This window comes from Rathayibacter sp. AY1D1, assembly GCF_002932635.1.
Taxonomy (GTDB): domain Bacteria; phylum Actinomycetota; class Actinomycetes; order Actinomycetales; family Microbacteriaceae; genus Rathayibacter.
The window spans coordinates 14,903-41,883 of the sequence record NZ_PSVY01000005.1 but is presented as its reverse complement, the minus strand read 5'-3'; the positions used below and the strand labels follow the sequence as shown (position 1 = coordinate 41,883).

The window sequence follows — 26,981 nt, the reverse complement described above, 5'->3', positions numbered from 1 at the left end:
AGCACCGCTGGAGAAGGAGGGCGCATGCCCGGTCCCGTGATCATCCCCGCCCCGCTCGCTCCGGGAACGCTCCGGATCATCCCTCTCGGCGGCCTCGGCGAGATCGGCCGCAACATGACCGTCTTCGAGATCGACGGCAGGCTCCTGGTCGTCGACTGCGGCGTGCTCTTCCCGGAGGAGGACCAGCCGGGCGTCGACCTGATCCTCCCGGACTTCACGCCCATCCGGGACCGGCTCGACGACATCGTCGGAGTGGTCCTCACCCACGGCCACGAGGACCACATCGGCGCCGTCCCCTACCTGCTCCGGCTGAAGCGCGACATCCCGCTGATCGGCTCCACCCTCACGCTCGCCCTCGTCGAGGCGAAGCTCAAGGAGCACCGGATCACGCCGTACACGCTCACGGTGAAGGAGGGCGACGTCGAGAAACTCGGGCCCTTCGAGCTCGAGTTCGTCGCCGTGAACCACTCGATCCCGGACGCGCTGGCCGTGTCGATCGTCACCGACGCGGGCTCGGTGCTGCACACCGGCGACTTCAAGATGGACCAGCTGCCGCTCGACGGCCGGATCACCGACCTGCGCGCCTTCGCCCGCCTCGGCGAGGAGGGCGTCGACCTGTTCATGGTCGACTCCACCAACGCCGACGTCCCCGGCTTCACGCCGAGCGAGCGCGACATCGGCCCGGTCATCGAGAGCGTCATGGCCAGGGCGACCCGCCGCGTCATCGTCGCGAGCTTCTCCAGCCACGTGCACCGGGTGCAGCAGGTGCTCGACGCGGCCCACGCCACGGGCCGCCGCGTGGCGCTGCTCGGCCGCTCCATGGTCCGCAACATGCGCATCGCCGCGGATCTCGGCTACCTGCACGTCCCTCCGGGAGTCCTGGTCGACATGAAGAAGTCGGGCGACGTCCCCGAGGACAGGATCGTCTACATGTCGACCGGGTCGCAGGGCGAGCCGATGGCCGTCCTCAGCCGGATGGCCAACCTCGATCACCAGATCGAGCCGGGGGAGGGCGACACCGTGATCCTCGCCTCCAGTCTCATCCCCGGCAACGAGAACGCGGTGTACCGGGTCATCAACGGGCTCACGCGGCTCGGAGCGACCGTCGTGCACAAGGGCAACGCGAAGGTGCACGTGTCCGGGCACGCCGCGGCCGGCGAGCTCCTCTACTGCTACAACATCCTCAAGCCGCTGAACGTGATGCCGGTGCACGGCGAGTACCGGCACCTGGTCGCGAACGCGCAGCTCGCGCGTGAGACCGGGATCGCGGAGGAGAACACGATCATCGCCGAGGACGGCACCGTGATCGACCTGCTCGACGGCAGGGCGACCGTCGTCGGACGGCTCGACCTGGGGTTCGTCTACGTCGACGGATCGTCGGTGGGCGAGATCACCGACGCCGACCTCAAGGACCGGCGGATCCTCGGCGAGGAGGGCTTCATCTCGATCATCGTGGTGGTCGAGGCGGGCACGGGGCGGATCGTCGCCGGCCCCGAGATCCACGCGAAGGGCTTCGCGGAGGACGACAGCGTCTTCGACGAGGTCAAGCCGCGGATCGCGGCCGCGCTCGAGGAGGCGGTGCGGAACGGGGCGAGCGATCAGCACGCGCTCTCGCAGGCCGTCCGTCGCGTCGTCGGCCGCTGGGTCAACACCTCCTACCGCCGCCGGCCCATGATCGTGCCGCTCGTCATCGAGGCCTGAGCCTCCCGGCCGGCGGCGGATCGGCGCCTGCCGTCGCGGCGCGGGTCACCGGCCCTGACGGGGGCGGCGGGTACGGTGGCCTCATGGCGACCAGTACCAAGACGACCTCGCGCGGGCGCGGCAGCGCGACTCCGCGCTCCGGCGCGCCGCGATCCGGCCGGGGCTCGGGCAAGGCGGCCGCTGAGACGAAGACGGTGGCCTTCGAGTCCGCCCCGCGCATCAACCCCGCCGTGCGGCTCTGGATGGCGCTGGCCCACCTCGCGGGCGGCGCCGCCCGCGCCCTCGGTCCCGAGCGGCTGGCGAAGGAGGAGCGCCGCGACGGCGTCCCCTTCCTGCTGCTGCTGCTGGCCGTCGCGGGCGCGGTGGTCGAGTGGTTCCTCGCGACCGACCCGGTCGCCCTGGTGCTCGACGCGTGGAGCTTCGGCGGCTTCTTCGGCCGTGTCGCCTACGTGCTGCCGGTCGTCCTTCTCCTCTTCTCCCTCTGGCTCTTCCGGCACCCCCGGTCCGTCGACGACAACGGGCGGATCGGCGTGGGCGTCATCACGCTGCTCGTCGCCTCCGCCGGCATCTGCCACGCGCACCTCGGCCTGCCGCAGCCCGGCCAGGGAATCGAGACCATGGCGGCCGCGGGAGGCGTCCTCGGCTGGCTGGTGGGCGCCCCGCTCGCGGCGATCGCCACCGTCCCCGGCGCGACCGTGCTGCTGTCTCTCGTGATCCTGCTGTCGCTGTTCATCATCACCAAGACCCCGCCGAACCGCATCGGCGCGCGCTCGCGGGAGCTCTACGGCTACCTCTTCGGCGCCCCCGTGCTCGACGACGAGGAGCGCGCCCGCCTCAAGGCCGAGCGGGCCGCCGCGAAGGCCGCGGCGAAGGCGGAGGCCGAGCAGGAGGAGGACGCGCAGCAGGACGGCGGAGAGCTGCCCTGGTGGCGGCGCACCGAGTCCGGGCGCGAGGACGAGCCGACCGTGCAGACCGAGCTCCCGATCGACTCCTTCACCGAGGTCATCGAGGGCGCCGCGCCGGCCCGCGGCCGCGCGAAGGGCTTCGACACCGCGCTCGAGGAGCGCGACGACGAGGCCCACCCGCCGACCCGCTCCTACGCCACCGAGGTGCTGGCCGAGGCCGAGACCGCCGAGGCGGCGCTCGCCCGCTTCGAGCAGACGGGCGCTGCCCGCGGCGCGACCGGCGTGGTCGACGACGACGCGACCGAGGTCATCCGGCTCGACCGCCTCGACGTGGCGCCCGCCGTCCCGATCCCGCCCGTCATCGAGACCGGCCCGATCGCGCCCCTCGCCGAGGAGGACCCGACCGCCGGTTTCGACTCCTCGTTCGAGGACGACGCGCCGTACCGCCTCCCTTCGGCGGCCGCCCTCTCGACGGGCACGCCCTCCAAGGCGCGCTCGGCGGCCAACGACGAGATGGTCCGCGCCATCACCGAGGTGCTGCAGCAGTTCAACGTGGACGCGACGGTCACCGGCTTCTCCCGCGGCCCGACCGTCACCCGCTACGAGATCGAGCTCGGCCCCGGCGTCAAGGTCGAGCGCGTCACCGCGCTCAGCAAGAACCTCTCCTACGCCGTCGCCAGCAACGAGGTCCGGATCCTCTCCCCGATCCCGGGCAAGAGCGCGATCGGCGTCGAGATCCCCAACACGGACCGCGAGATCGTCTCGCTGGGCGACGTCCTCCGCTCGCCGGCCTCGACGACGTCCACGCACCCGATGACCATCGGCGTCGGCAAGGACGTCGAGGGCGGCTACGTCGTGGCGAACCTCGCCAAGATGCCGCACCTCCTGGTCGCCGGCTCCACCGGCTCCGGCAAGTCCAGCTTCGTCAACTCGATGATCACGAGCCTGCTGATGCGCGCGCGCCCGCAGGACGTGCGCATGGTCCTGATCGACCCCAAGCGCGTGGAGCTCACCATCTACGGCGGAGTGCCGCACCTGATCACTCCGATCATCACGAACCCCAAGAAGGCCGCCGAGGCGCTGCAGTGGGTCGTGAAGGAGATGGACATGCGCTACGACGACCTGGCGTCGTTCGGGTTCCGCCACATCGACGACTTCAACGCGGCCGTCCGCGCCGACGAGATCAAGCTCCCCGCGGGCAGCAGCCGCGTCCTCAAGCCGTACCCGTACCTCCTCGTGGTGGTCGACGAGCTCGCCGACCTGATGATGGTCGCCCCGCGCGACGTCGAGGACTCGATCGTGCGCATCACCCAGCTCGCGCGCGCCTCGGGCATCCACCTCGTGCTGGCCACGCAGCGGCCGAGCGTCGACGTGGTGACCGGCCTCATCAAGGCGAACGTGCCCAGCCGCCTCGCCTTCGCGGTGACCAGCGTGACCGACTCGCGGGTCATCCTCGACCAGCCGGGAGCCGACAAGCTCATCGGGCAGGGCGACGGCCTCTTCCTCCCCATGGGCACCAACAAGCCGATGCGCGTCCAGGGCGCCTGGGTCCGCGAGGACGAGATCGCGAAGGTCGTCGAGCACGTCACCCGTCAGGCGCAGCCCGAGTACCGCCAGGACATCACCGTGCAGGCGCAGCGCAAGGAGATCGACTCCGACATCGGGGACGACCTCGAGCTGCTGGTCGCGGCGGCCGAGCTCGTCGTCAGCACGCAGTTCGGCTCGACCTCGATGCTGCAGCGCAAGCTCCGCGTCGGCTTCGCCAAGGCCGGCCGACTGATGGACCTGCTCGAGTCGCGCGAGGTCGTCGGCCCCTCCGAGGGGTCGAAGGCCCGCGACGTGCTGGTCACCGCCGAGCAGCTGCCGGGCGTCCTCGCGCGGATGCGCGGCGAGGACACGGGCGAGGGGCCGGCCGCGCCGTCCTCGGTCGCCCCGGACCCGTACGCGGATCCGCTGGCCGAGCCGACGGGGCCCGCCGCCAACGACTACCACGACGACGACGAGGGGTCCGGCGAGGACGCCTGGACGCTGACGGGACGCGAGTGACCGTCCCGGTCGCCCGCACTGCGAGGAACGGCGGAGCACGATGACCCACCCCACCGCACCGGCTCCGGCCGCGTCGGGCAACTGGAACCTGCCGAACGCGATCACGGTCGTCCGGATCCTGCTGGCGCCCGTCTTCTTCTGGCTCCTGCTGGCCGACGGGGGGCAGGACGGCGGGATCCGGATCGCCGCGGCGATCCTCTTCATCGTCGCGATCGCCACGGACGGCATCGACGGGCACATCGCCCGGAGCCGGGGCCTCGTGACGGATCTCGGCAAGCTCTTGGATCCGATCGCCGACAAGGTGCTCACCGGCGCGGCGCTCGTCGGGCTCTCGATCCTCGCGGAGCTGCCGTGGTGGGTGACGATCGTCATCCTGGTGCGCGAGATCGGCATCACCGTGTTCCGGATGGCCGTGCTCTCGGACCGGGTGATCCCGGCGTCGCGGGGCGGCAAGCTCAAGACGATCGTGCAGTCGATCGCGATCTCCCTCGCTCTGCTGCCGCTCTGGGCCGTCCTCGGCGAGTGGGTCCACTGGCTGAACGGCATCACAATGACGGCGGCGGTGGTGCTCACGGTCGCCACCGGGATCGACTACCTCGCCGACGCCGCCCGCCAGAGCCGGGCCGCCCGGTCGACGCGGTGACGGCCGCGCAGCTGATCGCCGAGCTCCGGCGGCGGGGTGTCGACCTCGCCGTCGCGGAGTCCCTCACCGGCGGCGCGCTCAGCTCCGCCCTCGTGGAGGTGCCCGGCGCCTCCGCCGTGTACCGCGGGGGAGTGGTGAGCTATGCCACCGACCTCAAGGACCGGCTCCTCGGGGTCGACGCGCGCGTCCTCGGCGAGCGGGGTCCCGTCGATCCCGGAGTCGCCGTGCAGATGGCGCGCGGAGCGTCCTCGCGGCTCGCAGCCGACGGGCGTCCGACGCTCGGCCTGGCGACCACGGGGGTCGCCGGTCCGGATCCGCAGGGGGACACGGCCGTCGGCACCGTCTTCGTGGCGGCCGTCCTCGGCGAGGACGAGCTCGTCCGTGAGCACCGGTTCGACGGCGACCGCGCCGCGATCCGCGCCGCCTCGGTCGACGCGGCCCTCGCCCTCGGCGCGGAGCTGATCTCCCGGGGGGCATGAGGCGGATACCCAGCGAGGGCCCTCCGGGAATCGGAATGCGCCGCATTGCGGCCCGGTTACAACTGGTGTCGCTCACACGCAAAGTCCAGTCATCCGGTATTAGAGTCGACACCATACGAACCGGGTAGTGAACAGCTATCCGGTTCTCTCGTCCCAGCCCCCCGATCACCCGCTCCGGAATCTCCGGCGCTCGTGCTCGCGGTGCAGGTGCACGACATGCGGTTGACGTGGAGAAGGAGGGTCCAGTGGTTCTAGTTCGTCAGGAGATCGGCGATGTCCTCAGGGACTTTCGCCTGCAGAAAGGTCGTACGCTCCGTCAGGTGGCGAGCAAGGCGAGCGTTGCGCTCGGCTACCTGAGCGAGGTCGAACGCGGTCAGAAGGAGGCCTCCTCGGAGATCCTCGCCTCTGTCGCCGACGCCCTCGACACCCCCATCTCGGTGATCATGCGCGAGGTCGGCGATCGTCTCGCCGTCATCGAGGGCATCGACACCATCCCCGACACCATCCCGGCCGACATGGTCGCCGGCTTCGACGCGGACCTCGTCACGCAGTAGTCGGCCCCCGTCCCCTCCACTCACCGCACCCGCTCCACGCGAAGGGCGCCCAGGCTCCGGCCGGGCGCCCTTCGGCGTTCCCGGGGGAGTGCGGCCTCCGGGCAGCGGCTACCGTGGACGCATGCGCTTGAGCGAGTTCCGGCAGCTGGTGGACGACGAGTTCGGCGGCGCCTACGCCCGTGTCCTGGTCTCGGACCTCGTGCTGACCGAGCTCGGGGGCCGCACAGCCGAGCGCGCCCTCGCGGACGGAGCGGAGCCGCGCGAGGTCTGGCTCGCCCTCTGCCGCGCCAACGACGTCCCGGAGGCCCGGTGGCACGGCGTGGATCCGCGGAAGCGCCACCGCTGACGCTCCCGTCGCCGAAGCCGTGTTCGACACGCCGACGGCTCGTGCTCGAATCCGTGTTCGAACGGGTCTAGGCTCCTCCACAGAAGCAGGAACGGCCCCGTCTCCACGGAGTCGCTCTCGCTCGGCCCCGATGTCGGTGGTCGGGCGTACCGTCGGAGACACCTGAACGGACCTGCTTCACCGCCTTGTCGCAGCCGGCCGGCACTGTCACTCCGACAGCCACCGGCATGTCGCGACAGCCTGTAGGCGACACCACCACGAACACGAGAGCGAGACGGCCATGCCCAGTTCCTCCGACCGCGAGAAGTCCCTCGAGACCGCACTCGCCCAGATCGACCGCCAGTTCGGCAAGGGCGCCGTCATGCGCCTCGGAAGCGACGACCGCGCTCCCGTCGAGGTGATCCAGACCGGTTCGATCGCGCTCGACGTCGCGCTCGGGATCGGCGGGCTCCCCCGCGGCCGCATCGTCGAGATCTACGGCCCCGAGTCCTCCGGAAAGACAACCCTCACGCTGCACGCGATCGCGAACGCGCAGCGCAACGGCGGCATCGCCGCCTTCATCGACGCGGAGCACGCGCTCGACCCCGAGTACGCCAAGAAGCTCGGCGTCGACATCGACTCCCTCCTCGTGTCGCAGCCCGACACCGGAGAGCAGGCGCTCGAGATCGCCGACATGCTCGTGCGCTCGGGCTCGATCGACCTCATCGTGATCGACTCCGTCGCGGCCCTCGTGCCGCGTGCCGAGATCGAGGGCGAGATGGGCGACTCCCACGTCGGCCTGCAGGCGCGCCTCATGTCCCAGGCGCTGCGCAAGCTGACCGGCGGACTGAACACCACGAACACCACGATGATCTTCATCAACCAGCTGCGCGAGAAGATCGGCGTCTTCTTCGGAAGTCCCGAGACCACGGCGGGCGGCAAGGCGCTCAAGTTCTACGCGTCGGTCCGCCTCGACATCCGCCGCATCGAGACGCTGAAGGACGGCACCGACGCGGTCGGCAACCGCACCCGCGTCAAGGTCGTGAAGAACAAGATGGCCCCGCCCTTCAAGCAGGCCGAGTTCGACATCCTCTACGGCGTCGGCATCTCCCGCGAGGGCAGCCTGATCGACTTCGGTGTCGAGCACGAGATCGTCCGCAAGTCGGGCGCCTGGTACACCTACGACGGCGACCAGCTCGGCCAGGGCAAGGAGAAGGCGCGCCAGTTCCTCATCGACAACGCCGATGTGGCCGCCGAGATCGAGAAGCGCATCCTGGTGAAGCTCGGCGTGATCGTCGACCCGAACGCGGCCGTCGAGGCCGCGCCGGTCGCGATCGAGACCAAGCAGCCCGTGCGCAAGGGCGCCTAGCCCGTGGCGGAGAAGGCCGCGGAGGGGGCGAAGGGCCGCCCCGTGGCCTTCCTGCCCTGGGTCGACCGGGGTGCGGCGGGCGACGAGGGCTGGGCTCCGGCGGCGCCGGCCGCCGACGGGGCCGGGTCGCTTCCGGAGCCGTCCGGAGCCGGGACGCCGCGTACCAGTGCGCCCGGGACGGTCGGAGGAGAGTCGGGAGGCTCGGCCGTCGGCGGCGCCGCGTCTCCGGCCTCCGAGCGGATCGCCGAGCTCTCGGCTCATGTCGCCCGGCGCGTGCCGGCGTTCGTCGAGAACGCGGACGACGAGGACGACGACGACGCGATCGAGATCCCGGAGGAGATCGATCCCGAGCAGGTCGCGGATCGGATCGTACGGGGGCTCTCCCGCAAGAGCCTCTCGGTCGCCGAGGTCGAGGCGCGCCTCTACACGGAGGGCGTCGCCGAGAAGGACGCCCTCGAGATCCTCGAGCGTTTCACGCGCTTCGGCTACCTCGACGACCTCCGCATGGCGGAGCAGCTGGTCGTCTCGCTCCGCGACCGCAAGAAGCTCGGCCGCTCCTCCATCCAGCAGGAGCTGCGCGCGCGGAAGATCGACCCCGAGGCGATCGCGTCAGCGCTCGACGAGCTGGACGGCGACGACGAGTACCGCACGGCGCTCGAGCTCGCGCGCAAGCGCCTGCCGAGCCTGCGCTCGCTCTCCGACGAGGTCGCCGAGCGCCGACTCACGGGATTCCTCGCGCGCCGCGGCTACGCCGGCGGACTCGTGCAGCGCGTCGTCCGCGAGACGATCCGGAAGCCGGGGTCGAGCGTCCGCTTCCGCTGACACGGCGGCCCGGGAGCGGTCCGACCGGAGCGTAGAATCCCACACCATGAGCACGCTCGGTACCGCCCCGTCGCCCGTCGCCGAGACCCGGCCGAGGACCTACGAGGTCCGTACGTTCGGGTGCCAGATGAACGTGCACGACTCCGAGCGGCTGAGCGGTTCGCTCGAGGCGGCGGGCTACGTGTCCGCCGATGGAGCCGAGGCCGACGTCGTCGTGATCAACACCTGCGCGGTGCGCGAGAACGCCGACAACAAGCTCTACGGCAACCTCGGCCACCTCGCGTCGGTGAAGCGCCGCCACGAGGGGATGCAGATCGCGGTCGGCGGCTGTCTCGCGCAGAAGGACAAGAACGTCATCCTCGACCGTGCCCCGTGGGTCGACGTGGTCTTCGGCACGCACAACATGGGCGCCCTCCCCAGCCTGCTCGAGCGCGCCCGCCACAACGACGAGGCGCAGCTCGAGATCCTCGAATCGCTCGATGTCTTCCCCTCCACGCTCCCCACGAAGCGCGACTCGACCTACAGCGGCTGGGTCTCGATCTCGGTCGGCTGCAACAACACCTGCACCTTCTGCATCGTCCCCTCGCTCCGCGGCAAGGAGAAGGACCGGCGCCCCGGCGACGTGCTCGCCGAGATCCAGGCGCTCGTGGACGACGGCGCGATCGAGGTCACCCTTCTCGGCCAGAACGTGAACTCCTACGGCGTCGAGTTCGGCGATCGCCAGGCGTTCTCGAAGCTGCTCCGCGCGGCGGGCACCATCGACGGGCTCGAGCGGATCCGCTTCACGAGCCCCCATCCCGCGGCCTTCACCGACGACGTGATCGACGCCATGGCCGAGACGCCGGCGGTGATGCCGCAGCTGCACATGCCGCTCCAATCCGGCTCCGACCGCGTCCTCAAGGCGATGCGCCGCTCCTACCGCTCCGAGAAGTTCCTCGGGATCCTCGACCGGGTCCGCGATCGCATCCCGCACGCGGCGATCAGCACCGACATCATCGTGGGCTTCCCCGGCGAGACCGAGGCCGACTTCCAGGAGACCCTGCGGGTGGTCGAGGCGGCCCGCTTCGCCTCCGCCTTCACCTTCCAGTACTCCATCCGGCCCGGCACCCCGGCCGCGACGCTGCCCGACCAGATCCCCAAGGCGGTCGTCCAGGAGCGCTACGAGCGGCTCGTCGCCCTGCAGGACGCGATCAGCGAGCAGGAGAACCGCGCAGTCGTCGGCCGAGAGGTCGAGGTCCTCGTCGCGACCGGCGAGGGCCGTCGCGACACGGAGACGCACCGGCTGAGCGGACGCGCCGAGGACAGCCGTCTGGTGCACTTCGACGTGCCCGAGGGCTCCGAGCAGCCGCGTCCCGGAGACGTGGTCTCCGTCCGGGTCACCCGTGCCGCCCCCTTCTACCTCCTGGCGGATTCGCCCGACGGCGCGCCGCTCCGCATCCGCCACACCCGCGCGGGCGACGCCTGGGACCGGGCGCAGACCGAGTCCTGCGGAGTTCCGGCCGCCCCGGGCGGGAGCGGGGCGCCCCGGGTCTCGCTGGGCCTGCCGTCGCTGCGCGTGCGCGACGCCGGCACGCTGACGACGCCGATCTACGACGCCCTCGATGGCGAGCGCTGAGACCGGAGCCCCCGATACCGCGCCGGAGCTCATCGCGGTCGTCGGCGCGACCGGCACGGGCAAGTCCGACCTCTCGCTCGAGCTCGCCGAGGCGATCCGGCAGGACGGCGGCGCCGCTGAGATCGTGAACGCCGACGCGATGCAGCTCTACCGCGGGATGGACATCGGCACCGCGAAGCTGCCCGCCGACGAGCGTCGGGGCGTCCCGCACCACCTGCTCGACGTCCTCGACGTGACGGAGGAGGCGTCGGTCGCCCGCTACCAGAGCGAGGCGCGGCGCGTGATCGAGAGCGTGCTGGCGCGCGGGGCGACGCCGATCCTCGTCGGGGGCTCCGGTCTGTACGTCTCCAGCGTCGTCTTCGAGTTCTCGTTCGCGGGCACCGACCCGGCCGTCCGGCGCCGGCTCGAGGAGACCGCCGAGCGGGAGGGCCTGGGCGCCCTCGTCGAGCGGTTGCGCCGGATCGACGCCGGAGTGGCCGAGCGGATCGGTCCGCACAACGCCCGGCGCATCGTCCGCGCGCTCGAGATCGCGGAGCTCACCGGCGGGAGCACGCACAGCGCGCTGATGTCCGACGAGCCGGTTCGGTGGCGCCCCGCCTCGATCCTGTTCCTCGAGGCTCCGCGGGAGGAGCTGGTGCAGCGCCTCGACCGGCGGGTGGAGCGGATGTGGGCGACCGGGATGCTCGACGAGGTCGAGCGGCTCGTCCCCTTCGGCCTGGAGCGCGGCGTCACAGCCGGGCGGGCCATCGGGTACGCCCAGGCGCTCGCCCAGCGTGCCGGCGTCCTCAGCGAGGAGGAGGCGATCGCGGCGACGCAGGCGCTCACGCGCCGCTACGCACGTCGGCAGAACAGCTGGTTCCGGCGCTACGCCGGCGCCCACCGGCTCCCGTACGACGCGCCGGACCTGGTGTCGCGGGCGCACGCCGCCGCCCAGGCCGCCGCTCCCGCTCCTCGCTAGGCTGTGCGCCATGACGATCGAGCTGCACTTCACCAAGGGCCAGGGCACCGGCAACGACTTCGTGCTCTTCAGCGACCCGGACGGTGAGGTCGACCTCTCGCCCGCGCAGATCGCGATGATCTGCGACCGCCACTTCGGCGTCGGCGCCGACGGCGTCATCCGTGCCGTCCGCTCCCGCGCGATCCCGGAGGGCGCCGCGGCTCTGGCCGAGGAGAGCGAGGCGGAGTGGTTCATGGACTACCGCAACGCCGACGGCTCGATCGCCGAGATGTGCGGCAACGGCATCCGCGTCTACGCCGCGTTCCTGCTCGCGGGCGGCCTCGCGGCGCTCGAGCCCGGCGACACCCTGCCGATCGGCACCCGCGCCGGCGTCCGCGACGTCACCCGCAGCGGTGCCGGGTTCCAGGTCGACCTCGGCCGCTGGGAGCTGGCGGGCGGCGAGCCCCTGGTGCGGGCGAAGGAGCTCAAGGTCGCGCGCCCCGGTCTCGGGATCGACCTCGGCAATCCGCACGTGGTCGTCGCCCTCAGCAACGACGAGGAGCTCGACTCCGCCGACCTCTCCTACATCCCGCAGCTCGACCCGGAGCTCGAGGACGGCGCGAACGTCGAGTTCGTGGTTCCCGGCGAGCCCCTGGTCCACGACGGGATCGGGCGGATCCGGATGCGCGTGCACGAGCGCGGCAGCGGCGAGACCCTGAGCTGCGGCACGGGTGCCGCGGCGGCGGCACTGGCGGTGCGCTACTGGGCGGGAGCGCGCGCTCCGCAGGCCTGGCGCGTGGAGGTCCCGGGCGGCACGCTCGGCGTGACGATGTTCGCGGCGGAGGAGGGCGAGCACGTCGGGCTCTCCGGCCCGGCCGACCTCGTCTTCACCGGGACGATCCGGATCGACTGAGGACCCGGTCAGGCCAGGCGGGTCGTCCGCAGCACGCGGAAGCCCTTCGCCGAGGAGACGCGCTCCACGTCGAGCCGCCCGGCGAACGCGGCGCCCAGCCAGGTCTGGAGCGAGTCGGAGCCGAGGTTGCGCTGCACGACGAGCCAGGCGTCCGCGCCCTCCTCGAGCCGCGGCAGCCAGCGTTCGAGCAGGAGGTGCAGCTCCTCCTTGCCGATGCGGATCGGCGGGTTCGACCACACGGTGCGGAAGCGGACGTCGTCGGGAACATCCTCGGGCAGCACGGCGTTGACATTGAGGACGCCGAGTTCCTCGCAGTTGCGACGGACCAGCTCGAGCGCCCGCTGGTTGACGTCGACCGCCCACACCCGGGCGTCGGGGGAGGCGAGGGCGAGCGCGAGGGCGATCGGGCCCCAGCCGCAGCCGAGGTCCAGCAGGTCCCCGTCAGCGGGGGCGTCGGGCACCGCGTCCAGCAGGACGCGTGTGCCGAGATCGACGTGACCGGGGCTGAACACCCCTCCTGCCGTCGTGACCTCGAGGTCGCGGCCGGCCAGGCGGGCCTGGATCCTGCGGGGCCGGAGGTCGCCGTCGGGAGTACTCGAGAAGTAGTGCTCGGCGGCCATGAGAAGTGAACCTATCAAGACCTGAGGAGTTAGTGTTATCCGGATGACGGAAGACCTGAACGAGACCGACACGACCGAGGCCGTGGACGTCGTCTCGAGGGTCCTGGCGAACGCGCAGTCGCGTTCGGCAGGGTACTCGCGCTTCGTCGCGGGTGGAGCCCAGGCGCTGCAGAGCGCCGGCCACGAGGGCGAGAACAGCGACGGCGAGCAGTTCGACCGCGACGACCGGCAGGCGCTGCGACGCGTCGCCGGCCTCTCGACCGAGCTCGAGGACGTCACGGAGGTCGAGTACCGCCAGCTGCGCCTGGAGAACGTCGTGCTCATCGGCGTGTACTCGCAGAATTCGCTGGAGGACGCGGAGAACTCGTTGCACGAGCTCGCCGCGCTCGCGGAGACGGCGGGAGCGACGGTCCTCGACGGCCTGCTCCAGCGCCGCCCGCACCCCGATCCGAGCACCTACCTCGGCAAGGGCAAGGCCCAGGAGCTCGCGGGGCTCGTCGCGGCCCTCGGCGCGGACACGGTCGTCGCCGACACCGAGCTCGCACCGAGCCAGCGGCGTGCGCTGGAGGACGTGGTGAAGGTCAAGGTGATCGACCGCACCGCGGTGATCCTCGACATCTTCAGCCAGCACGCGAAGAGCCGTGAGGGCAAGGCGCAGGTCGAGCTCGCGCAGCTCGAGTACCTGCTCCCGCGACTGCGCGGCTGGGGCGAGTCCATGTCCCGCCAGGCCGGCGGCCAGGTGGGCGCGGGAGCCGGAATGGGCTCGCGCGGTCCGGGTGAGACGAAGATCGAGCTCGATCGTCGCCGCATCCACACCCGCATGGCGCGCCTGCGCAAGCAGATCACGGCGATGAAGCCCGCCCGCGAGGCCAAGCGCGCGAACCGCAAGCGCAACGCCGTCCCCTCGGTGGCGATCGCGGGGTACACGAACGCCGGCAAGTCGAGCCTGCTGAACCGGATGACGCACGCGGGCGTCCTCGTCGAGAACTCGCTCTTCGCGACCCTCGACGCCACCGTTCGCAAGGCCCAGACGAAGGACGGGCGCCTCTACACGCTCGCCGACACGGTCGGCTTCGTGCGAGCGCTTCCGCACCAGCTCGTCGAGGCCTTCCGGTCGACGCTCGAGGAGGTCGCGGACTCCGATGTGATCGTCCACGTCGTGGACGCCTCCCACCCCGATCCGGCCGGGCAGATCGCCACCGTGCGCGACGTGATCGGCGAGGTGGGCGCCCGCAGCATCCCCGAGATCATCGCCTTCAACAAGGCCGATCTGGTGGACGAGGGCACGCGGCTGGTGCTGCGCGGTCTCGCTCCCGACGCGGTCTTCGTGTCGGCGCGCAGCGGCGAGGGCATCGACGAGCTGGAGGCGCGGATCGCCGAGATCCTGCCCGAGCCGGACGTCGAGATCGACCTGCTCGTGCCGTACGCCCGTGGCGACGTGATCTCGCATCTGCACCGCAGCGGCCGGATCCTGTCGACGCAGTACGTCGAGGGCGGCACCCACGTGGTCGCCCTCGTGCACGCCGATCTGGCGGGCTCGCTCACCGAGTTCGCGGTTCCGCGCGCGGCCGTCCAGGCCTGATCGCCACCACCCGAGCGCCCGTCTCCCCGTCAGGGAGGCGGGCGCTCGGCGCATCCGGGAGGGGGTGCGGCGACCCGCACCACCGACCGGCGGCGGCCGGAGGGTTCGGCGACGGGGTTTCGGCGGCCCTCCTCCGCCTTCCCGTGACCGCGACGGAGGGGCGCGCGCCCCGATCGCCGGTGCCCGTCGAACGCAGGAGGGGCCCGGCCGGCTGCACGCCGGTCGGGCCCCTCCTGCACGCCCGGTGTCAGACCGAGCGCAGGACCGCCACGATCTTCCCGAGCACCTCTGCCTCGTCGCCGAGGATCGGCTCGAAGTTGGAGTTGCGGGGCAGCAGCCAGGTGTGGCCGTCGCGCTGGCGCAGCACCTTGACGGTGGCCTCGCCGTCGAGCATGGCCGCCACGATCTCGCCGTTCTCGGCGGTGCGCTGCGAGCGGACCACGACCCAGTCGCCGTCGCAGATCGCGGCGTCGATCATCGACTCGCCGACGACCTTGAGCATGAAGAGCTCGCCCTTGCCGACGAGCTGCCGGGGAAGCGGGAACACCTCGTCGATCTGCTGGTCGGCCATGATCGGCACGCCCGCCGCGATCCGGCCGACGAGGGGGACCATCGCCGCGTCGCCGACCGTCGCGGTCGACTCGAACGACCCGTCGTCCTCCGTCGAGCTGGGGACGTCGATGAGGATCTCGAGGGCGCGGGGCCGGTTCGGGTCGCGGCGCAGGTAGCCGCTGAGCTCGAGCTGGTTGAGCTGGTGGGTGACGCTCGACAGCGAGGCGAGGCCGACCGCGTCGCCGATCTCGCGCATGCTCGGCGGGTAGCCGCGGCTCGACACCGAGCGCTGGATCGCGTCGAGGATCGCGAGCTGCTTGGCGCTCAGGCTCTTCCGGCGCCGGCCTGCGGCCGCCTTCGTCTTGGCGGCCGGGGTCCCGGCCCTCTGCGCGTCGCTCACGATGCTCCCTCTTCCCGGTGCGCACGCCGCGTGCGCGCCCGCCCGGTCGCGACCCGACAAGGAATGTCGGTGGTCGCTGCTCTACTACGACCAGGCTCTCGAAACTGTATCCGCCGGAACTCCCGACTCGGAACATTCGTTCGAGTGTGTCGCGCGCGAGTCCGCCCGCGGATCAGCCGGAACGGTCCCTTGACCGCTCCGCTGTTCGAAGATATGTTCGGTACAGGCGTTCGGGGCGGCCCTCCCGGCCGAGGGCCTCCCCGAATCCCTGTTGAAAGGAGCGATCCCATGACCGCACAGCTCACCTCCCGCCCGCTCCAGCGCTCGTCCGCGCCTCGGCCCGTCGAGGTACTGCCGTCCGCTCCCGAGCCGATGAGCGCGTTCGGCGAAGCGCGGATCGTTCGCACCCGTCTGCGCCTCACGCGCCGCGGCCGCGCCGTGGTGGCCGCTCTGGGGGCCCTGCCGATCGTGGCGGGCGCCTTCGCCTTCGGGCTCAACGGCGGTGGAGCGGTCGCGTCGAGCGACGCCGCTGCGGTCGAGTTCCAGTACGTCACCGTCCACGCGGGCGAGTCGCTCTGGTCGCTCGCCGAGGAGCTCGCCCCGCAGGCGGACCCGCGCGACGTGGTCGACGACATCCTCTCCCTCAACCAGCTCTCGAGCGCGGGCGTCGAGCCCGGGCAGCGCCTCGCCGTCCCGGCCGAGTACGACACCGCTCGCTGAGCCGGGCTGCCCGGACGTCCGCGCCGGGTGCTTCGCTACCATTCCCTGGTGACGACTCTCGACGACCTGCCCCTCCGCGACGACCTCCGAGGCAGGCACCCGTACGGTGCACCCCAGGCGGTCGTGCCCGTCGCCCTCAACGTCAACGAGAACACCCACCCGGTCCCGGACGACGTGATCGCCGACATCGTCGGGCGGGTCACGGAGGCGCTGCGCACCGTCAACCGGTACCCCGACCGCGAGTTCCGAGAGCTGCGCGACTCCCTCGCCGGCTACCTCGGTCACGGGCTCACCGCGGACGGCGTGTGGGCTGCGAACGGATCGAACGAGGTGCTCCAGCACGTCCTTCAGGCGTTCGGCGGTCCCGGGCGCTCGCTGCTGGGGTTCGCGCCCACCTATTCGATGTACTCGATCCTCGCGTCGGGGAGCGGAACGGAGTGGATCCCCGCTCCGCGCGAGGCGGAGTTCGAGATCGGAGCCGAGTACGCCGCGGAGCAGGTGCGCCGGGCCCGGCCCGACATCGTCTTCCTCTGCGCTCCGAACAACCCGACCGGGACGCCGCTCGACCTCGCCGTGATCGAGGCGGTCTACGACGCGACCGACGGCATCGTCGTCGTCGACGAGGCGTACGCCGAGTTCGCGGGCAGGGGCGCGCCCACCGCGCTGAGCCTCCTCCCCGGGCGACCGCGCCTGCTCGTGTCCCGCACCATGAGCAAGGCCTTCGCCTTCGCCGGCGTCCGCCTGGGCTACCTCGCCGCCGACCCCGCGGTGATCGACGCGCTCCGCCTCGTCCGCCTCCCGTACCACCTGTCGGCCCTCACCCAGGCCGCCGCGACCGCCGCCCTCGCTCACGCCGACGAGATGCTCGCCATGGTCGGCGAGATCATCGTGCAGCGCGACCGGATGATCCACGGACTGCGCGCCCTCGGCTACCGCCCGTACACGACCGGCAGCAACTTCGTCCTCTTCGGCGGCGTCGCGGATCCGGCCGCCGTGTTCGAGGGCCTGCTCGCCCGCGGCGTCCTCATCCGCGACGTCGGCATCCCGAACCACCTCCGCGTCAGCGCCGGCACCGAGGAGGAGACGACCGCGTTCCTCGAGGCGCTCGCCTCCCTCCCCGCACCGTCGGCCGACCCCGCGGTGGCGCTTTCGCGCGAGTAGAGGTCCGCCCTGGGTCGGTGACGCGGCGCGAATAGACTGGGAGGCATGACCTCCTCGAGCGCCGCACCCGGGCGCACCGCCTCCCTCAGCCGTGCCACCAGCGAGTCGAGCATCGAGCTCTCCCTCGACCTCGACGGCACGGGCATCGCCGATCTCGAGACCGGCGTGCCCTTCTTCGACCACCTGCTGACGGCGTTCGCGAAGCATTCGCTCACGGACCTGCGCGTCCGGGCCCGCGGCGACATCGAGATCGACATCCACCACACCGCGGAGGACATCGGCATCGTGCTCGGCACGGCCATCCGACAGGCTCTCGGCGACAAGGCCGGGATCTCCCGCTTCGGCGACGCGCTCGTCCCCCTCGACGAGGCGCTCGTGCAGGCCGTCGTCGACATCTCGGGGCGCCCCTACCTCGTGCACACCGGCGAGCCGGAGGGCTTCGCGCTGCACCTGATCGGCGGCCACTTCACCGGGTCGATGGTGCGCCACGTCTTCGAGGCGATCGCGTTCAACGCCGGCCTCACCGTGCACGTCACGGTGCTCGGCGGCAGGGACCCGCACCACATCGCCGAAGCGGAATTCAAGGCGTTCGCCCGCGCCTTCCGTCAGGCCAAGGCCCTCGACCCGCTCGTCTCCGGCGTGCCGTCGACGAAGGGCGCGCTGTGAGCTCGGCCCGCCCCTCCGTCGTGGTCTACGACTACGGCTCGGGGAACGTGCACTCCGCCGTCAAGGCGCTCGAGCTCGCCGGGGCCGACGTCGAGCTGACGGGGGACCGGCAGCGGGCGCTGGAGGCGGACGGCCTCCTCGTGCCCGGCGTCGGCGCCTTCGACGCCGTGATGTCGGCGCTGACCCGCGCCCGCGGCGGCGAGATCATCGAGAAGCGCCTCGCCGGCGGGCGCCCCGTCCTGGGCATCTGCGTCGGGATGCAGGTGCTCTTCGAGCGCGGCGTCGAGCGCGGGGTCGAGAGCGAGGGCCTGGGCGAGTGGCCGGGGACGGTGGACCTCCTCCCGGCCGAGGTCGTCCCGCACATGGGCTGGAACACCGTCTCCGCTCCCGAGGGCTCGGTGCTCTTCGACGGCATCGCCGAGGAGCGCTTCTACTTCGTGCACTCCTACGGCGCCCGCGAGTGGTCGCTCGACGTGATGCCCCCGTTCCCGCGTCCCGCGGTCACCTGGGCCGATCACGGAGGCCCCTTCATCGCCGCGGTCGAGAACGGGCCGCTCTCGGCCACGCAGTTCCACCCCGAGAAGTCGGGGGCCGCCGGGCTCCGGCTGCTGGCCAATTGGCTGGGCACCCTCCGCACGAACTAGGATCGGCCGGTGGTCGGCGCCTCCAGGGGCCGGCACCGGCTCCGAGACTGAGGATGACGATGAGCGAGTTCACCAAGGCCCCGGGCCTGGTCCTCCTGCCCGCGATCGACGTGGCGGGCGGCAGGGCCGTGCGGCTCACGCAGGGCGAGGCCGGGACCGAGACCAACTACGGCGACCCGATCGACGCCGCGGGCGACTGGGCCGACCAGGGCGCGGAGTGGATCCACCTCGTCGACCTCGATGCCGCCTTCGGCCGCGGCGACAACCACGGCATCATGAAGAAGGTCATCCGGCAGGTGAAGGGCGTCAACGTCGAGCTCTCCGGCGGGATCCGCGACGACCGCAGCCTCGAGTCCGCGCTGAGCGCCGGCGCGAAGCGCATCAACCTCGGCACCGCGGCGCTCGAGAACCCCGAGTGGGCCGCGAGCGTCATCGCGCAGTACGGCGACCAGATCGCCGTCGGGCTCGACGTCCGGGGCACCACGCTCGCCGCGCGCGGCTGGACCAAGGAGGGCGGCGACCTCTGGCAGGTCCTCGACCGCCTGGAGGAGGCCGGCTGCACCCGCTACGTCGTCACCGACGTCACGAAGGACGGCACGCTCAAGGGCCCGAACCTCGAGCTCCTCGAGCAGGTCATGGCCCGCACCCACCGCCCCGTGATCGCCTCGGGCGGCATCTCGAACCTCGACGACATCGCCGCTCTGCGCGACCTCGTGCCCCAGGGGCTCGAGGGCGCGATCGTCGGCAAGGCGCTGTACGCGGGCGCGTTCACGCTCGCGGAGGCCCTGGATGTCGCATCCGAGTGAGCCCCGCCCGCTCCCGGCGCATCTGACCGACTCCGCCGGCACTCCCTGGGCGGGCCGGCACTTCGAGCCGAGCGCAGCACCGGAGGACGACGGGAGCGCCCCGGAGGCGCTGGTCGCCGCGCTCGAGTCCTTCACCCGCGGCATTCGCGGCCCGGAGGCCGTGGTCGACGCGCTCCGCACGTCCCGCCTGCTCATCCCTCTGGTCGCCCGCCTCGGCGAGGAGGCCGAGGGGGTCGGGGGACTCCGGGCGGACAAGACGCAGGAGCTCGCGATCGTCACGGTCGCCGGACCCGACGGCCGCACGGTGCTCCCCGTCTTCAGCGGCGTCGAGAGCATGCGCCGGTGGGACCCGGCCGCCCGTCCCGTCCCTGTCGACGGGCGCCGCGCGGCCCTGGCGGCCGTCGCGGAGGGCACCGAGGTGATGGTCCTCGACCCCGCGTCCGAGCGGGCGTTCGCGGTCCGGCGCCCGGCGCTCTGGGCGATCGCGGAGGGCGGCGACTGGCGGCCGGCCCCCGCCGATGCGGAGGTGCTCCGGGCTCTGCGCGCGGCTGCGGAGGGGGAGCGGGCGGTCGCCTCGCTCGAGGTGCGCGCGGGAGATCCGGAGCAGCGCCTGGCGGGGCCCGAGCTCGTGGTGGTCCTGAGCCTGCGCCCGGGGCTCGATCAGGACGCGCTCGGCGCCCTCGTCGCGCGCCTGGGGGAGCGGTGGGCGGCCGACGAGACCGTCGCGCAGCGCGTCGACTCGATGACGCTGCAGCTCGCCGCCGCCCGCTGACTCCCGATCAGGTGACCGGGCCGGTCCACTTCTCGCCCGGGCCCTTGCCGATCGGGTCGGCGATCGGGGACGCCTCACGGAACGCGAGCTGGAGGGTGCGGAGGCCGTCGCGCAGGCTCCGGGCGTGCATGTCGCTGATGTCGGGCGCCCCGGCCGTGACCAGGCCCGCGAGCGCGTTGATGAGCTTGCGCGCCTCGTCGAGGTCGACCTGCGCTCCGGGCTCGTCAGCGAGCCCGCACTTGACGGCGGCCGCGCTCATCAGGTGCACGGCGGCGGTGGTGATGATCTCCACCGCCGGGACCTCCGCGATGTCGCGCGCGGCCTCCACGTCGGAGGCTCCGCCGTCCTCGCCGAATCGTCGCGTGTAGTCGTCGTCGTACTGGGCCATGGGTCCTTCGTTCGTCGTCCGTGGTGGAGGGGCGCGGCTGCCGCAGCAGAGGATCGAGGGGCGGCCGGATCCGCTCTGTCGGGCGGGCCGCCGGTCTGCTATGGTTGTCCGGGCTCCGAGGCATGTCCTCGGTTCGAAAGTGGAGATTCTCCCACCCGCGCTTGACCGCTTCACAAGGTTACCGGGTCAGAAGCACTCCGCCCCCGAGGGTCGTCAGACCACCGGAGGCAGGGCTGCGGCTCTCGAGGTCCGCCTCGGGAACCGCGTCACAGGGTGCGAGCGCCGTGCTGCAGGCACGACGTGGACGGGACGATCACCTCTCTCGGGTGCGCTGGAGAAGACTCCGGCAGCGCAGCTGCACTCACCGAGATCAGAGGAGAAACGCAATCAGCGATCCCCGTACCAACGACCGTATCCGCGTCCCCGAGGTCCGCCTCGTGGGTCCCGCAGGAGAACAGGTCGGCGTCGTCAAGATCGAGGTCGCCCTGCGACTCGCGCAGGACGCAGACCTGGACCTGGTCGAGGTCGCCCCCAACTCCAAGCCGCCCGTGGCCAAGATCATGGACTACGGGAAGTTCAAGTACGAGCAGGCTCAGAAGCTCAAGGAAGCCCGTCGCAACCAGGCGAACACGATCCTCAAGGAGGTCCGTTTCCGCCTGAAGATCGACAAGCACGACTACGAGACCAAGCGCAAGCGCGCCGAGGGCTTCCTCAAGGCCGGCGACAAGGTCAAGGCGATGATCCTCTTCCGCGGTCGCGAGCAGTCGCGCCCCGAGATGGGCGTCCGCCTGCTCCAGCGCTTCGCGGAGGACGTCGCCGAGTTCGGCCAGGTCGAGTCCACCCCGACCATCGACGGTCGCAACATGGTGATGGTCATCGGCCCGCTGAAGAACAAGTCCGAGGCGAAGGCCGAGGCCAATGCGGTCCGCGCCGCTCGTCGCGAGGCCAACACCCCCGAGGACACGGCCGAGGCCGAGTCCGTCTAGTACTTCGCCGCCCCGGCCTCGGGGCCGGTGGACGCCCCGCTCGCGGGGCACCGGTTTCGCCCCGCCGAGCGCGGAGTGACGTTCACAAGGAGAGAACATGCCCAAGATGAAGACCCACTCGGGTGCCAAGAAGCGCTTCAAGGTGACCGGCTCCGGCAAGGTCATGAAGCAGCAGGCCGGCATGCGTCACAACCTGGAGTCCAAGTCCAGCGTTCGCACGCGCCGCCTCAACCAGGACCAGGTCCTCGCCCCGCAGGACGCCAAGGTCGCCAAGAAGCTTCTCGGTCTGTAGCCCACCGCCGGCGCAGCCCGCTGCGCCGCGTGGTCGCTACTCAGCCGACACGGATCGATAGGAAGAAACAGCAATGGCAAGAGTGAAGAGGGCCGTCAACGCCCACAAGAAGCGTCGCGTCATCCTCGAGCGCGCCTCGGGCTACCGCGGCCAGCGGTCGCGCCTCTACCGCAAGGCGAAGGAGCAGGTCACCCACTCCCTCGTCTACTCGTACCGCGACCGCCGCGCCAAGAAGGGCGAGTTCCGTCGTCTCTGGATCCAGCGCATCAACGCCGCGTCCCGCGCGAACGGCCTGACCTACAACCGCTTCATCCAGGGCCTCGCCCTGGCCGGCGTCCAGGTCGACCGCCGCATCCTCGCGGACCTCGCGATCACCGAGCCGGCCACGTTCGCCTCGCTCGTCGCGACCGCGAAGAGCGCGCTGCCCGCCGACACCTCGGCGCCCAAGGCCGCAGCGTAGTCAGCACGGCTTCCCGGAGGGGGTCGCGACCGAGAGGTCGCGGCCCCCTCCGTCGTTCGAGGGCCCTCCCGCGCCGTGTCTGCGGGGGCGGCGATCACCGCGCCGATAGGCTCGCCGCATGCTCGACAACCCCCGCTCTCCCCGTGTCCGCTCCGTGGCGAAGCTCACCCGCCGCCCGGCCCGGCTCGAGACGGGGCTCTTCCTCCTCGAGGGCCCGCAGGCACTCTCCGAGGCTCTGCAGTACCGCCCGGAGCTGATCGTCGAGTCGTTCGCGACTCCGACCGCTCTGGAGCGGCACCCCGAGATCGTCGCCGCGGCCGCCGAGGCGGAGGTGGAGATCGAGTACGTGACCGAGGACGTCCTCGACGCGATGGCCGACACCGTCACTCCGCAGGGCTTCGTCGCGGTCTGCCGTCAGTTCCCCACGTCGCTCAAGGACGTCGTCGCCTCCGAGCCGCGCCTCGTGGCGGTGCTCGAGGAGGTCCGCGATCCGGGCAATCTCGGCACGATCATCCGTGCCGCCGACGCCGCCGGCGCTGACGCGGTCGTGCTGTCCGGCCGCTCGGTCGACCTCTACAACCCCAAGGTCGTGCGCTCCACGACCGGCTCGCTCTTCCACCTCCCGGTCGCGGTCGGCGCCGACCTCGCCGACGTGCTGGGCCGGCTCCGCGGCGTGGGACTGCGCTCCGTCGCGGCCGACGTGAAGGGGGAGGACCTGCTCGACGTCCGCGCCCGCGGGGACCTCGCCCAGCCGACCGTCTGGGTCTTCGGCAACGAGGCGCGCGGCCTCGAGGAGGAGTCGCTCGCCCTCGTCGACGGCGTGGTCGCGGTGCCCATCTACGGGGCGGCGGAGTCGCTCAACCTCGCGACCGCGGCCTCCGTCTGCCTGTACGAGAGCGCCTTCGCGCTGCGTTCCTGAGAGGAACCGGGCCGAGGGTGCCGCGAACCTGGAGAACAGGGCGCGTTGTTACCCTTCGGTTAAGAATTCCCTCATGATTTGACCGGCCCATCCCCGTGTGCTTCTCTGACGGCATGGTCACAGCCCCGCAAGACGAGCGCGCCGCCGCTCCCGCCGGTGAACCCCTCGTCGTCCTCTCCGGGGTGCAGAAGCACTACGGCGACTTCCAGGCTCTGAAGGACATCGATCTGACGGTGCACCGGGGCGAGGTCGTCGTGGTCCTCGGCCCCTCCGGATCCGGCAAGTCGACGCTCTGCCGCACGGTCAACCGGCTCGAGACGATCTCGGGCGGCACCATCACCATCGACGGTCAGAAGCTCCCGGAGGAGGGCAAGGGCCTCGCCGCGCTCCGCGCCGACGTCGGGATGGTCTTCCAGTCGTTCAACCTCTTCGCGCACAAGACGATCCTCGAGAACGTCACCCTCGGCCCGATCAAGGTCCGCGGGCTCTCCCGCAAGGACGCGGAGGCCCAGGCCACGGCACTGCTCGACCGGGTCGGCGTCGGCCACCAGGCCGCCAAGACCCCGGCCCAGCTCTCCGGCGGGCAGCAGCAGCGCGTCGCGATCGCGCGGGCGCTGGCGATGAAGCCCAAGGTGATGCTCTTCGACGAGCCGACCTCGGCGCTCGACCCCGAGATGATCAACGAGGTCCTGGACGTGATGGTCGGGCTCGCCAAGGACGGGATGACGATGATCGTCGTCACCCACGAGATGGGCTTCGCCCGGAAGGCCGCCGATCGCGTCGTGTTCATGGCCGACGGCGAGATCCTCGAGGACACCGACCCGGAGTCGTTCTTCACCGCGCCCCGCACCGACCGGGCCAAGGACTTCCTCTCCAAGCTCATCACGCACTAGAAGCGCGATCCGCAGCCACCAGGCAGGTCGGACCCGTGACCCGGGAGCCGACCCGACATCGCCCGCTCCGGCGGGCCGAACCCCAGGAAGGACGATCATGCGCACCAGGCTCATGTTCATGACCGCGGGACTCGCAGCAGCGACCCTCGCCCTCGCCGGCTGCTCCGGCGACTCCGGAACCGCCGGCGGCGGCGCCGGTGGAGGCTCCGAGGGAGGGACCTCCGCGTACGAGGTCGCCTCCGACGTCACTCTCGAGGGCAGCCCGACCTTCGACGCGATGACCGCGGACGGCAAGGTCGTCATCGGCGTCAAGGAGGATCAGCCCGGGCTGGGCTACCTCGACGCGGCGACCGGCGAGCGCTCCGGGTTCGACATCGAGATCGCGAAGTGGACCGCCGCCTCGCTCGGCTTCGCGGCCGACGCCATCGAGTTCAAGGCGATCCCGTCGGCCAACCGCGAGGCGTCGATCGTGAACGGCGACATCGACTACTACGTCGGCACCTACTCGATCACCGACAAGCGCAAGGAGCAGGTCGGCTTCGCCGGACCCTACTTCGAGACCGGCCAGCAGCTGCTCGTCGCGGCCGACAACGACACGATCACCGGACCGGACGACCTCACCGCCGACACCACGGTGTGCTCGGCCACCGGCTCCACCCCGATCCAGAACATCCGCACCAACTACCCCGAGGTGAAGACCGAGGAGTTCGACACGTACTCGCAGTGCGTGGACGCCCTCTCCGACGGCACCGTCGACGCCGTCACCACCGACGGCGCGATCCTGATCGGTTACGCCGCTCAGAAGCCCGACGAGCTCAAGGTCGTCGGAGAGCCCTTCAGCACCGAGCTCTACGGCATCGGCCTGCCGAAGGACGACGACGCCCTGCGCCACTTCGTCAACGGCATGCTGACCGACGGCGGCGAGACCTGGAGCGCCATCTACGACGAGACGCTCGGCCAGTCCGGCACGACCGTCACCCAGCCGGCGGTGAACGACTACTAGGAGGCGCCCCGGGCGGCCCGACCGCCGCCCGGGGGTCCCCTCTCCTCGACCACCACCACCGCTCCGACAGAAGGGCCAGCCGCATGGATGTCCTGTTGAACAACCTCGACGTCTACGTCCCGGCCTTCGGCAACACCCTGATCCTCTTCAGCGTCTCGCTCGTGTTCGCCCTGCTGATCGGCACGGTGGTCGGCGCGATGCGCGTCTCGCCCGTCCCGATCGCCCGCGCGGTCGGCACGGTGTACGTGAACACCATCCGGAACACCCCGCTCACGCTGGTGATGTTCTTCTTCGCCTTCGGCTACCCCAAGCTCGACCTGCCGCAGGTGGACTACACGAACCTGGCGATCTGCGCCCTCAGCCTCTACACCGCGACCTACGTCGCGGAGGTGCTGCGGTCGGGCATCAACACCGTGCCGATCGGCCAGGCCGAGGCGGCCCGCGCGATCGGCCTCGACTTCGGCCTCACGATGACGCAGATCGTCCTGCCCCAGGCCTTCCGCTCCGTGATCCCGCCGCTCATGAGCGTCCTGATCGCGCTGCTGAAGAACACCACCGTCGCCGCCGGCTTCTCGGTCGCGGAGGCGGGCACCATCGTCCGCGTGCTCAACGAGCGCGGCGAGAACAGCCTCATCGTCGTCCTCTGGGTGGCCCTGGTCTTCGTGGTCCTGGTCACCCTGCTCTCGCTCGTCCAACGTCAGCTCGAGAAGAAGTGGAGGGTCGCCCGATGAGCTCCGTCCTCTTCGACAACCCCGGCCCCCGGGCCGTCGTGCGCAACCGCGTCATCGGCGTCGTCGTCGTCCTGCTGATCGCGGCGTTCCTCGGCTTCGTGGTCTGGCGCTTCGCGGAGTCCGGCCAGTTCGACGCCTCCAAGTGGCGCGCGTTCGGCTACCCGCTGGTCTGGCAGAGCATCGGCGGCGCCCTCGGCCGCACGCTCGCGGCCTTCGCCACGGCAGGCGTCGCCAGCCTCGTCCTCGGCCTCCTCCTGGCGATCGGCCGGCTCTCGGACCGGCGCTGGATCAACGTCCCCGTCACGCTCTTCATCGAGCTGTTCCGGGCGATCCCCGTCCTGATCCTGATGATGCTGATGTACTACGGCCTGCCGTTCGCGGGCCTCAAGCTCAGCCCCTACCTCGCCGTCGTCATCGCCCTGACCCTCTACAACGGCTCCGTCTTCTCCGAGATCTTCCGCGCCGGCATCGAAGCCCTCCCGCGAGGACAGAAGGAGGCGGGCTACGCGATCGGCCTGCGCAAGTCCGGCGTGATGCGGCTCATCCTGTTCCCCCAGGCGATCCGCTCGATGCTGCCCGTGATCATCGCCCAGCTCGTCGTCGCCCTCAAGGACACGGCGCTCGGCTCGATCATCACCTACAACGAGCTGCTGTACTACGCGCGCTACCTGGGCAACCAGTCGAGCCTCGACAGCCCGATCATCCCGGCGGCGATCGTCATCGGAGCGATCTACATCGGCATCTGCCTCCTCCTCTCGGGGCTGGCGAAGTGGATCGAGATCCGCACGAAGAGCGGCGGACGCGGCGGCCGCACCATCGGCGGCCACCCCGCAGCCCGCGCGCAGACGGACACGCAGCTGATCGCTGTGCAGGATTGAACTGTGAGGATCGCCCGAGGGCGATCCTCACCGCGGTCGGCTTCCTGACGGGGTCGGGTTCCGCAGAGCGTCCTGCGTCCGGCTAGGAGGAATCGCTCGCACGCGATTCGTCCGTTCGCCTCGAGGGTCCGGCGATCGCTCAGCGCATCGAGCGGTGGTGTTCCGCTCCGGCGTCGTCGACGCGGAGGCGGTGGTGATC

Annotated in this window: 29 protein-coding genes; 26 read left to right on the top strand and 3 right to left on the bottom strand. The window is 71.3% G+C overall.

Annotation, left to right across the window (positions count from 1 at the left end):
• Nucleotides 1-24: 24 nt before the first annotated feature.
• From C5C56_RS05210 to dapF, 11 genes are all read left to right on the top strand, one after another.
• Nucleotides 25-1,701, top strand: a complete 1,677-nt coding sequence (locus C5C56_RS05210; protein WP_104319204.1) for a ribonuclease J — start codon at nucleotides 25-27, stop codon at nucleotides 1,699-1,701.
• Between the two features lie 83 nt (nucleotides 1,702-1,784).
• Nucleotides 1,785-4,652 carry a DNA translocase FtsK gene (locus tag C5C56_RS05205; protein ID WP_104319203.1) on the top strand — a complete coding sequence of 956 codons (2,868 nt, stop codon included), beginning with the start codon at nucleotides 1,785-1,787 and terminating at the stop codon, nucleotides 4,650-4,652.
• Between the two features lie 40 nt (nucleotides 4,653-4,692).
• On the top strand, nucleotides 4,693-5,295 hold the full coding sequence (gene pgsA, locus C5C56_RS05200) for a CDP-diacylglycerol--glycerol-3-phosphate 3-phosphatidyltransferase (protein WP_104309766.1): 603 nt from the start codon (nucleotides 4,693-4,695) through the stop codon (nucleotides 5,293-5,295).
• Complete coding sequence (locus tag C5C56_RS05195) at nucleotides 5,292-5,774, top strand: CinA family protein (protein ID WP_104262712.1); 483 nt, start codon at nucleotides 5,292-5,294, stop codon at nucleotides 5,772-5,774. Before pgsA ends, C5C56_RS05195 begins: the two co-directional genes overlap by 4 nt.
• Nucleotides 5,775-6,019: 245 nt before the next feature.
• Nucleotides 6,020-6,328: a helix-turn-helix domain-containing protein gene (locus tag C5C56_RS05190; protein WP_068207524.1), complete on the top strand. Its 309-nt coding sequence runs from the start codon at nucleotides 6,020-6,022 to the stop codon at nucleotides 6,326-6,328.
• A 121-nt stretch (nucleotides 6,329-6,449) separates the two neighbouring features.
• Nucleotides 6,450-6,674 (top strand): DUF3046 domain-containing protein, encoded by a 225-nt coding sequence (locus tag C5C56_RS05185; RefSeq protein ID WP_104224474.1) that lies wholly within the window; start codon nucleotides 6,450-6,452, stop codon nucleotides 6,672-6,674.
• A 280-nt stretch (nucleotides 6,675-6,954) separates the two neighbouring features.
• Nucleotides 6,955-8,022, top strand: a complete 1,068-nt coding sequence (gene recA / locus C5C56_RS05180) for a recombinase RecA (protein ID WP_104262713.1) — start codon at nucleotides 6,955-6,957, stop codon at nucleotides 8,020-8,022.
• A gap of 42 nt (nucleotides 8,023-8,064) precedes the next feature.
• The gene (locus C5C56_RS05175) at nucleotides 8,065-8,844 is read left to right on the top strand and encodes a regulatory protein RecX (protein WP_181137559.1); all 780 of its coding nucleotides are present in this window, start codon (nucleotides 8,065-8,067) and stop codon (nucleotides 8,842-8,844) included.
• 46 nt (nucleotides 8,845-8,890) lie between these two features.
• Nucleotides 8,891-10,459 (top strand): tRNA (N6-isopentenyl adenosine(37)-C2)-methylthiotransferase MiaB, encoded by a 1,569-nt coding sequence (gene miaB / locus C5C56_RS05170; RefSeq protein WP_104272757.1) that lies wholly within the window; start codon nucleotides 8,891-8,893, stop codon nucleotides 10,457-10,459.
• A complete protein-coding gene (gene miaA / locus C5C56_RS05165) occupies nucleotides 10,446-11,417 on the top strand; it encodes a tRNA (adenosine(37)-N6)-dimethylallyltransferase MiaA (protein WP_104260628.1) in 972 nt (323 codons plus the stop codon). Before miaB ends, miaA begins: the two co-directional genes overlap by 14 nt.
• 10 nt (nucleotides 11,418-11,427) lie before the next feature.
• Complete coding sequence (gene dapF / locus C5C56_RS05160) at nucleotides 11,428-12,309, top strand: diaminopimelate epimerase (protein WP_104250184.1); 882 nt, start codon at nucleotides 11,428-11,430, stop codon at nucleotides 12,307-12,309.
• Between the two features lie 8 nt (nucleotides 12,310-12,317).
• Here dapF and C5C56_RS05155 read toward each other — a convergent pair whose 3' ends face one another.
• Nucleotides 12,318-12,929 (bottom strand): class I SAM-dependent methyltransferase, encoded by a 612-nt coding sequence (locus C5C56_RS05155; protein WP_104224480.1) that lies wholly within the window; start codon nucleotides 12,927-12,929, stop codon nucleotides 12,318-12,320.
• Nucleotides 12,930-12,972: 43 nt separating this feature from the next.
• Between C5C56_RS05155 and hflX the strand changes: the two genes are divergently transcribed.
• Nucleotides 12,973-14,511 carry a GTPase HflX gene (hflX, locus tag C5C56_RS05150; RefSeq protein ID WP_104319201.1) on the top strand — a complete coding sequence of 513 codons (1,539 nt, stop codon included), beginning with the start codon at nucleotides 12,973-12,975 and terminating at the stop codon, nucleotides 14,509-14,511.
• Between the two features lie 247 nt (nucleotides 14,512-14,758).
• On the opposite strand, the gene lexA is transcribed toward hflX, so the two are convergent.
• On the bottom strand, nucleotides 14,759-15,463 hold the full coding sequence (gene lexA, locus C5C56_RS05145) for a transcriptional repressor LexA (RefSeq protein ID WP_104224482.1): 705 nt from the start codon (nucleotides 15,461-15,463) through the stop codon (nucleotides 14,759-14,761).
• A 288-nt stretch (nucleotides 15,464-15,751) separates the two neighbouring features.
• Between lexA and C5C56_RS05140 the strand changes: the two genes are divergently transcribed.
• From C5C56_RS05140 to C5C56_RS05115, 6 genes are read left to right on the top strand one after another with little or no spacing between them, the layout of a single operon-like run.
• Complete coding sequence (locus C5C56_RS05140) at nucleotides 15,752-16,183, top strand: LysM peptidoglycan-binding domain-containing protein (protein WP_308471499.1); 432 nt, start codon at nucleotides 15,752-15,754, stop codon at nucleotides 16,181-16,183.
• 48 nt (nucleotides 16,184-16,231) lie between these two features.
• Nucleotides 16,232-17,344, top strand: coding sequence for a histidinol-phosphate transaminase (locus tag C5C56_RS05135; RefSeq protein ID WP_181137558.1), 1,113 nt, complete (start codon nucleotides 16,232-16,234; stop codon nucleotides 17,342-17,344).
• A gap of 45 nt (nucleotides 17,345-17,389) precedes the next feature.
• Nucleotides 17,390-18,010, top strand: coding sequence for an imidazoleglycerol-phosphate dehydratase HisB (gene hisB, locus C5C56_RS05130; protein ID WP_104319200.1), 621 nt, complete (start codon nucleotides 17,390-17,392; stop codon nucleotides 18,008-18,010).
• On the top strand, nucleotides 18,007-18,654 hold the full coding sequence (gene hisH / locus C5C56_RS05125) for an imidazole glycerol phosphate synthase subunit HisH (RefSeq protein WP_104224485.1): 648 nt from the start codon (nucleotides 18,007-18,009) through the stop codon (nucleotides 18,652-18,654). Before hisB ends, hisH begins: the two co-directional genes overlap by 4 nt.
• A gap of 59 nt (nucleotides 18,655-18,713) precedes the next feature.
• Entirely contained in the window at nucleotides 18,714-19,460 is a 747-nt protein-coding gene (gene priA / locus C5C56_RS05120; RefSeq protein ID WP_104224506.1) for a bifunctional 1-(5-phosphoribosyl)-5-((5-phosphoribosylamino)methylideneamino)imidazole-4-carboxamide isomerase/phosphoribosylanthranilate isomerase PriA, read from the top strand.
• Nucleotides 19,444-20,232, top strand: coding sequence for an SseB family protein (locus tag C5C56_RS05115; protein ID WP_104247910.1), 789 nt, complete (start codon nucleotides 19,444-19,446; stop codon nucleotides 20,230-20,232). The genes priA and C5C56_RS05115 overlap by 17 nt, the downstream gene beginning before the upstream one ends.
• 7 nt (nucleotides 20,233-20,239) lie before the next feature.
• Here C5C56_RS05115 and C5C56_RS05110 read toward each other — a convergent pair whose 3' ends face one another.
• Nucleotides 20,240-20,620, bottom strand: a complete 381-nt coding sequence (locus C5C56_RS05110; RefSeq protein ID WP_104313470.1) for a DUF1844 domain-containing protein — start codon at nucleotides 20,618-20,620, stop codon at nucleotides 20,240-20,242.
• A gap of 437 nt (nucleotides 20,621-21,057) precedes the next feature.
• Between C5C56_RS05110 and infC the strand changes: the two genes are divergently transcribed.
• From infC to C5C56_RS05070, 8 genes are all read left to right on the top strand, one after another.
• Nucleotides 21,058-21,606 (top strand): translation initiation factor IF-3, encoded by a 549-nt coding sequence (gene infC, locus C5C56_RS05105; protein ID WP_374952931.1) that lies wholly within the window; start codon nucleotides 21,058-21,060, stop codon nucleotides 21,604-21,606.
• Between the two features lie 97 nt (nucleotides 21,607-21,703).
• Entirely contained in the window at nucleotides 21,704-21,898 is a 195-nt protein-coding gene (gene rpmI / locus C5C56_RS05100) for a 50S ribosomal protein L35 (protein ID WP_055793295.1), read from the top strand.
• Nucleotides 21,899-21,971: 73 nt separating this feature from the next.
• Nucleotides 21,972-22,358 carry a 50S ribosomal protein L20 gene (gene rplT, locus C5C56_RS05095; RefSeq protein ID WP_104224487.1) on the top strand — a complete coding sequence of 129 codons (387 nt, stop codon included), beginning with the start codon at nucleotides 21,972-21,974 and terminating at the stop codon, nucleotides 22,356-22,358.
• A 118-nt stretch (nucleotides 22,359-22,476) separates the two neighbouring features.
• Nucleotides 22,477-23,277: an RNA methyltransferase gene (locus C5C56_RS05090; RefSeq protein WP_104226312.1), complete on the top strand. Its 801-nt coding sequence runs from the start codon at nucleotides 22,477-22,479 to the stop codon at nucleotides 23,275-23,277.
• Nucleotides 23,278-23,390: 113 nt separating this feature from the next.
• Nucleotides 23,391-24,170, top strand: a complete 780-nt coding sequence (locus tag C5C56_RS05085; RefSeq protein WP_104224489.1) for an amino acid ABC transporter ATP-binding protein — start codon at nucleotides 23,391-23,393, stop codon at nucleotides 24,168-24,170.
• Between the two features lie 97 nt (nucleotides 24,171-24,267).
• On the top strand, nucleotides 24,268-25,173 hold the full coding sequence (locus C5C56_RS05080; protein ID WP_159913628.1) for a glutamate ABC transporter substrate-binding protein: 906 nt from the start codon (nucleotides 24,268-24,270) through the stop codon (nucleotides 25,171-25,173).
• 83 nt (nucleotides 25,174-25,256) lie between these two features.
• Nucleotides 25,257-25,904 (top strand): amino acid ABC transporter permease, encoded by a 648-nt coding sequence (locus C5C56_RS05075; protein WP_104319199.1) that lies wholly within the window; start codon nucleotides 25,257-25,259, stop codon nucleotides 25,902-25,904.
• Nucleotides 25,901-26,782, top strand: coding sequence for an amino acid ABC transporter permease (locus C5C56_RS05070; RefSeq protein ID WP_104224492.1), 882 nt, complete (start codon nucleotides 25,901-25,903; stop codon nucleotides 26,780-26,782). Before C5C56_RS05075 ends, C5C56_RS05070 begins: the two co-directional genes overlap by 4 nt.
• The last annotated feature ends 199 nt before the right edge of the window (nucleotides 26,783-26,981 follow it).

Excerpts from the sequence above, each read along its gene's own strand:
- C5C56_RS05210 (WP_104319204.1), top strand. The coding sequence starts at position 25 with ATGCCCGGTCCCGTGATCATCCCCGCCCCGCTCGCTCCGGGAACGCTC.
- C5C56_RS05205 (WP_104319203.1), top strand. The coding sequence starts at position 1,785 with ATGGCGACCAGTACCAAGACGACCTCGCGCGGGCGCGGCAGCGCGACT.
- pgsA (WP_104309766.1), top strand. The coding sequence starts at position 4,693 with ATGACCCACCCCACCGCACCGGCTCCGGCCGCGTCGGGCAACTGGAAC.
- C5C56_RS05185 (WP_104224474.1), top strand. The coding sequence starts at position 6,450 with ATGCGCTTGAGCGAGTTCCGGCAGCTGGTGGACGACGAGTTCGGCGGC.
- recA (WP_104262713.1), top strand. The coding sequence starts at position 6,955 with ATGCCCAGTTCCTCCGACCGCGAGAAGTCCCTCGAGACCGCACTCGCC.
- miaB (WP_104272757.1), top strand. The coding sequence starts at position 8,891 with ATGAGCACGCTCGGTACCGCCCCGTCGCCCGTCGCCGAGACCCGGCCG.
- miaA (WP_104260628.1), top strand. The coding sequence starts at position 10,446 with ATGGCGAGCGCTGAGACCGGAGCCCCCGATACCGCGCCGGAGCTCATC.
- dapF (WP_104250184.1), top strand. The coding sequence starts at position 11,428 with ATGACGATCGAGCTGCACTTCACCAAGGGCCAGGGCACCGGCAACGAC.
- C5C56_RS05155 (WP_104224480.1), bottom strand. The coding sequence starts at position 12,929 with ATGGCCGCCGAGCACTACTTCTCGAGTACTCCCGACGGCGACCTCCGG.
- hflX (WP_104319201.1), top strand. The coding sequence starts at position 12,973 with ATGACGGAAGACCTGAACGAGACCGACACGACCGAGGCCGTGGACGTC.
- C5C56_RS05140 (WP_308471499.1), top strand. The coding sequence starts at position 15,752 with ATGACCGCACAGCTCACCTCCCGCCCGCTCCAGCGCTCGTCCGCGCCT.
- hisB (WP_104319200.1), top strand. The coding sequence starts at position 17,390 with ATGACCTCCTCGAGCGCCGCACCCGGGCGCACCGCCTCCCTCAGCCGT.
- priA (WP_104224506.1), top strand. The coding sequence starts at position 18,714 with ATGAGCGAGTTCACCAAGGCCCCGGGCCTGGTCCTCCTGCCCGCGATC.
- C5C56_RS05115 (WP_104247910.1), top strand. The coding sequence starts at position 19,444 with ATGTCGCATCCGAGTGAGCCCCGCCCGCTCCCGGCGCATCTGACCGAC.
- C5C56_RS05110 (WP_104313470.1), bottom strand. The coding sequence starts at position 20,620 with ATGGCCCAGTACGACGACGACTACACGCGACGATTCGGCGAGGACGGC.
- rpmI (WP_055793295.1), top strand. The coding sequence starts at position 21,704 with ATGCCCAAGATGAAGACCCACTCGGGTGCCAAGAAGCGCTTCAAGGTG.
- rplT (WP_104224487.1), top strand. The coding sequence starts at position 21,972 with ATGGCAAGAGTGAAGAGGGCCGTCAACGCCCACAAGAAGCGTCGCGTC.
- C5C56_RS05090 (WP_104226312.1), top strand. The coding sequence starts at position 22,477 with ATGCTCGACAACCCCCGCTCTCCCCGTGTCCGCTCCGTGGCGAAGCTC.
- C5C56_RS05085 (WP_104224489.1), top strand. The coding sequence starts at position 23,391 with ATGGTCACAGCCCCGCAAGACGAGCGCGCCGCCGCTCCCGCCGGTGAA.
- C5C56_RS05080 (WP_159913628.1), top strand. The coding sequence starts at position 24,268 with ATGCGCACCAGGCTCATGTTCATGACCGCGGGACTCGCAGCAGCGACC.
- C5C56_RS05075 (WP_104319199.1), top strand. The coding sequence starts at position 25,257 with ATGGATGTCCTGTTGAACAACCTCGACGTCTACGTCCCGGCCTTCGGC.
- C5C56_RS05070 (WP_104224492.1), top strand. The coding sequence starts at position 25,901 with ATGAGCTCCGTCCTCTTCGACAACCCCGGCCCCCGGGCCGTCGTGCGC.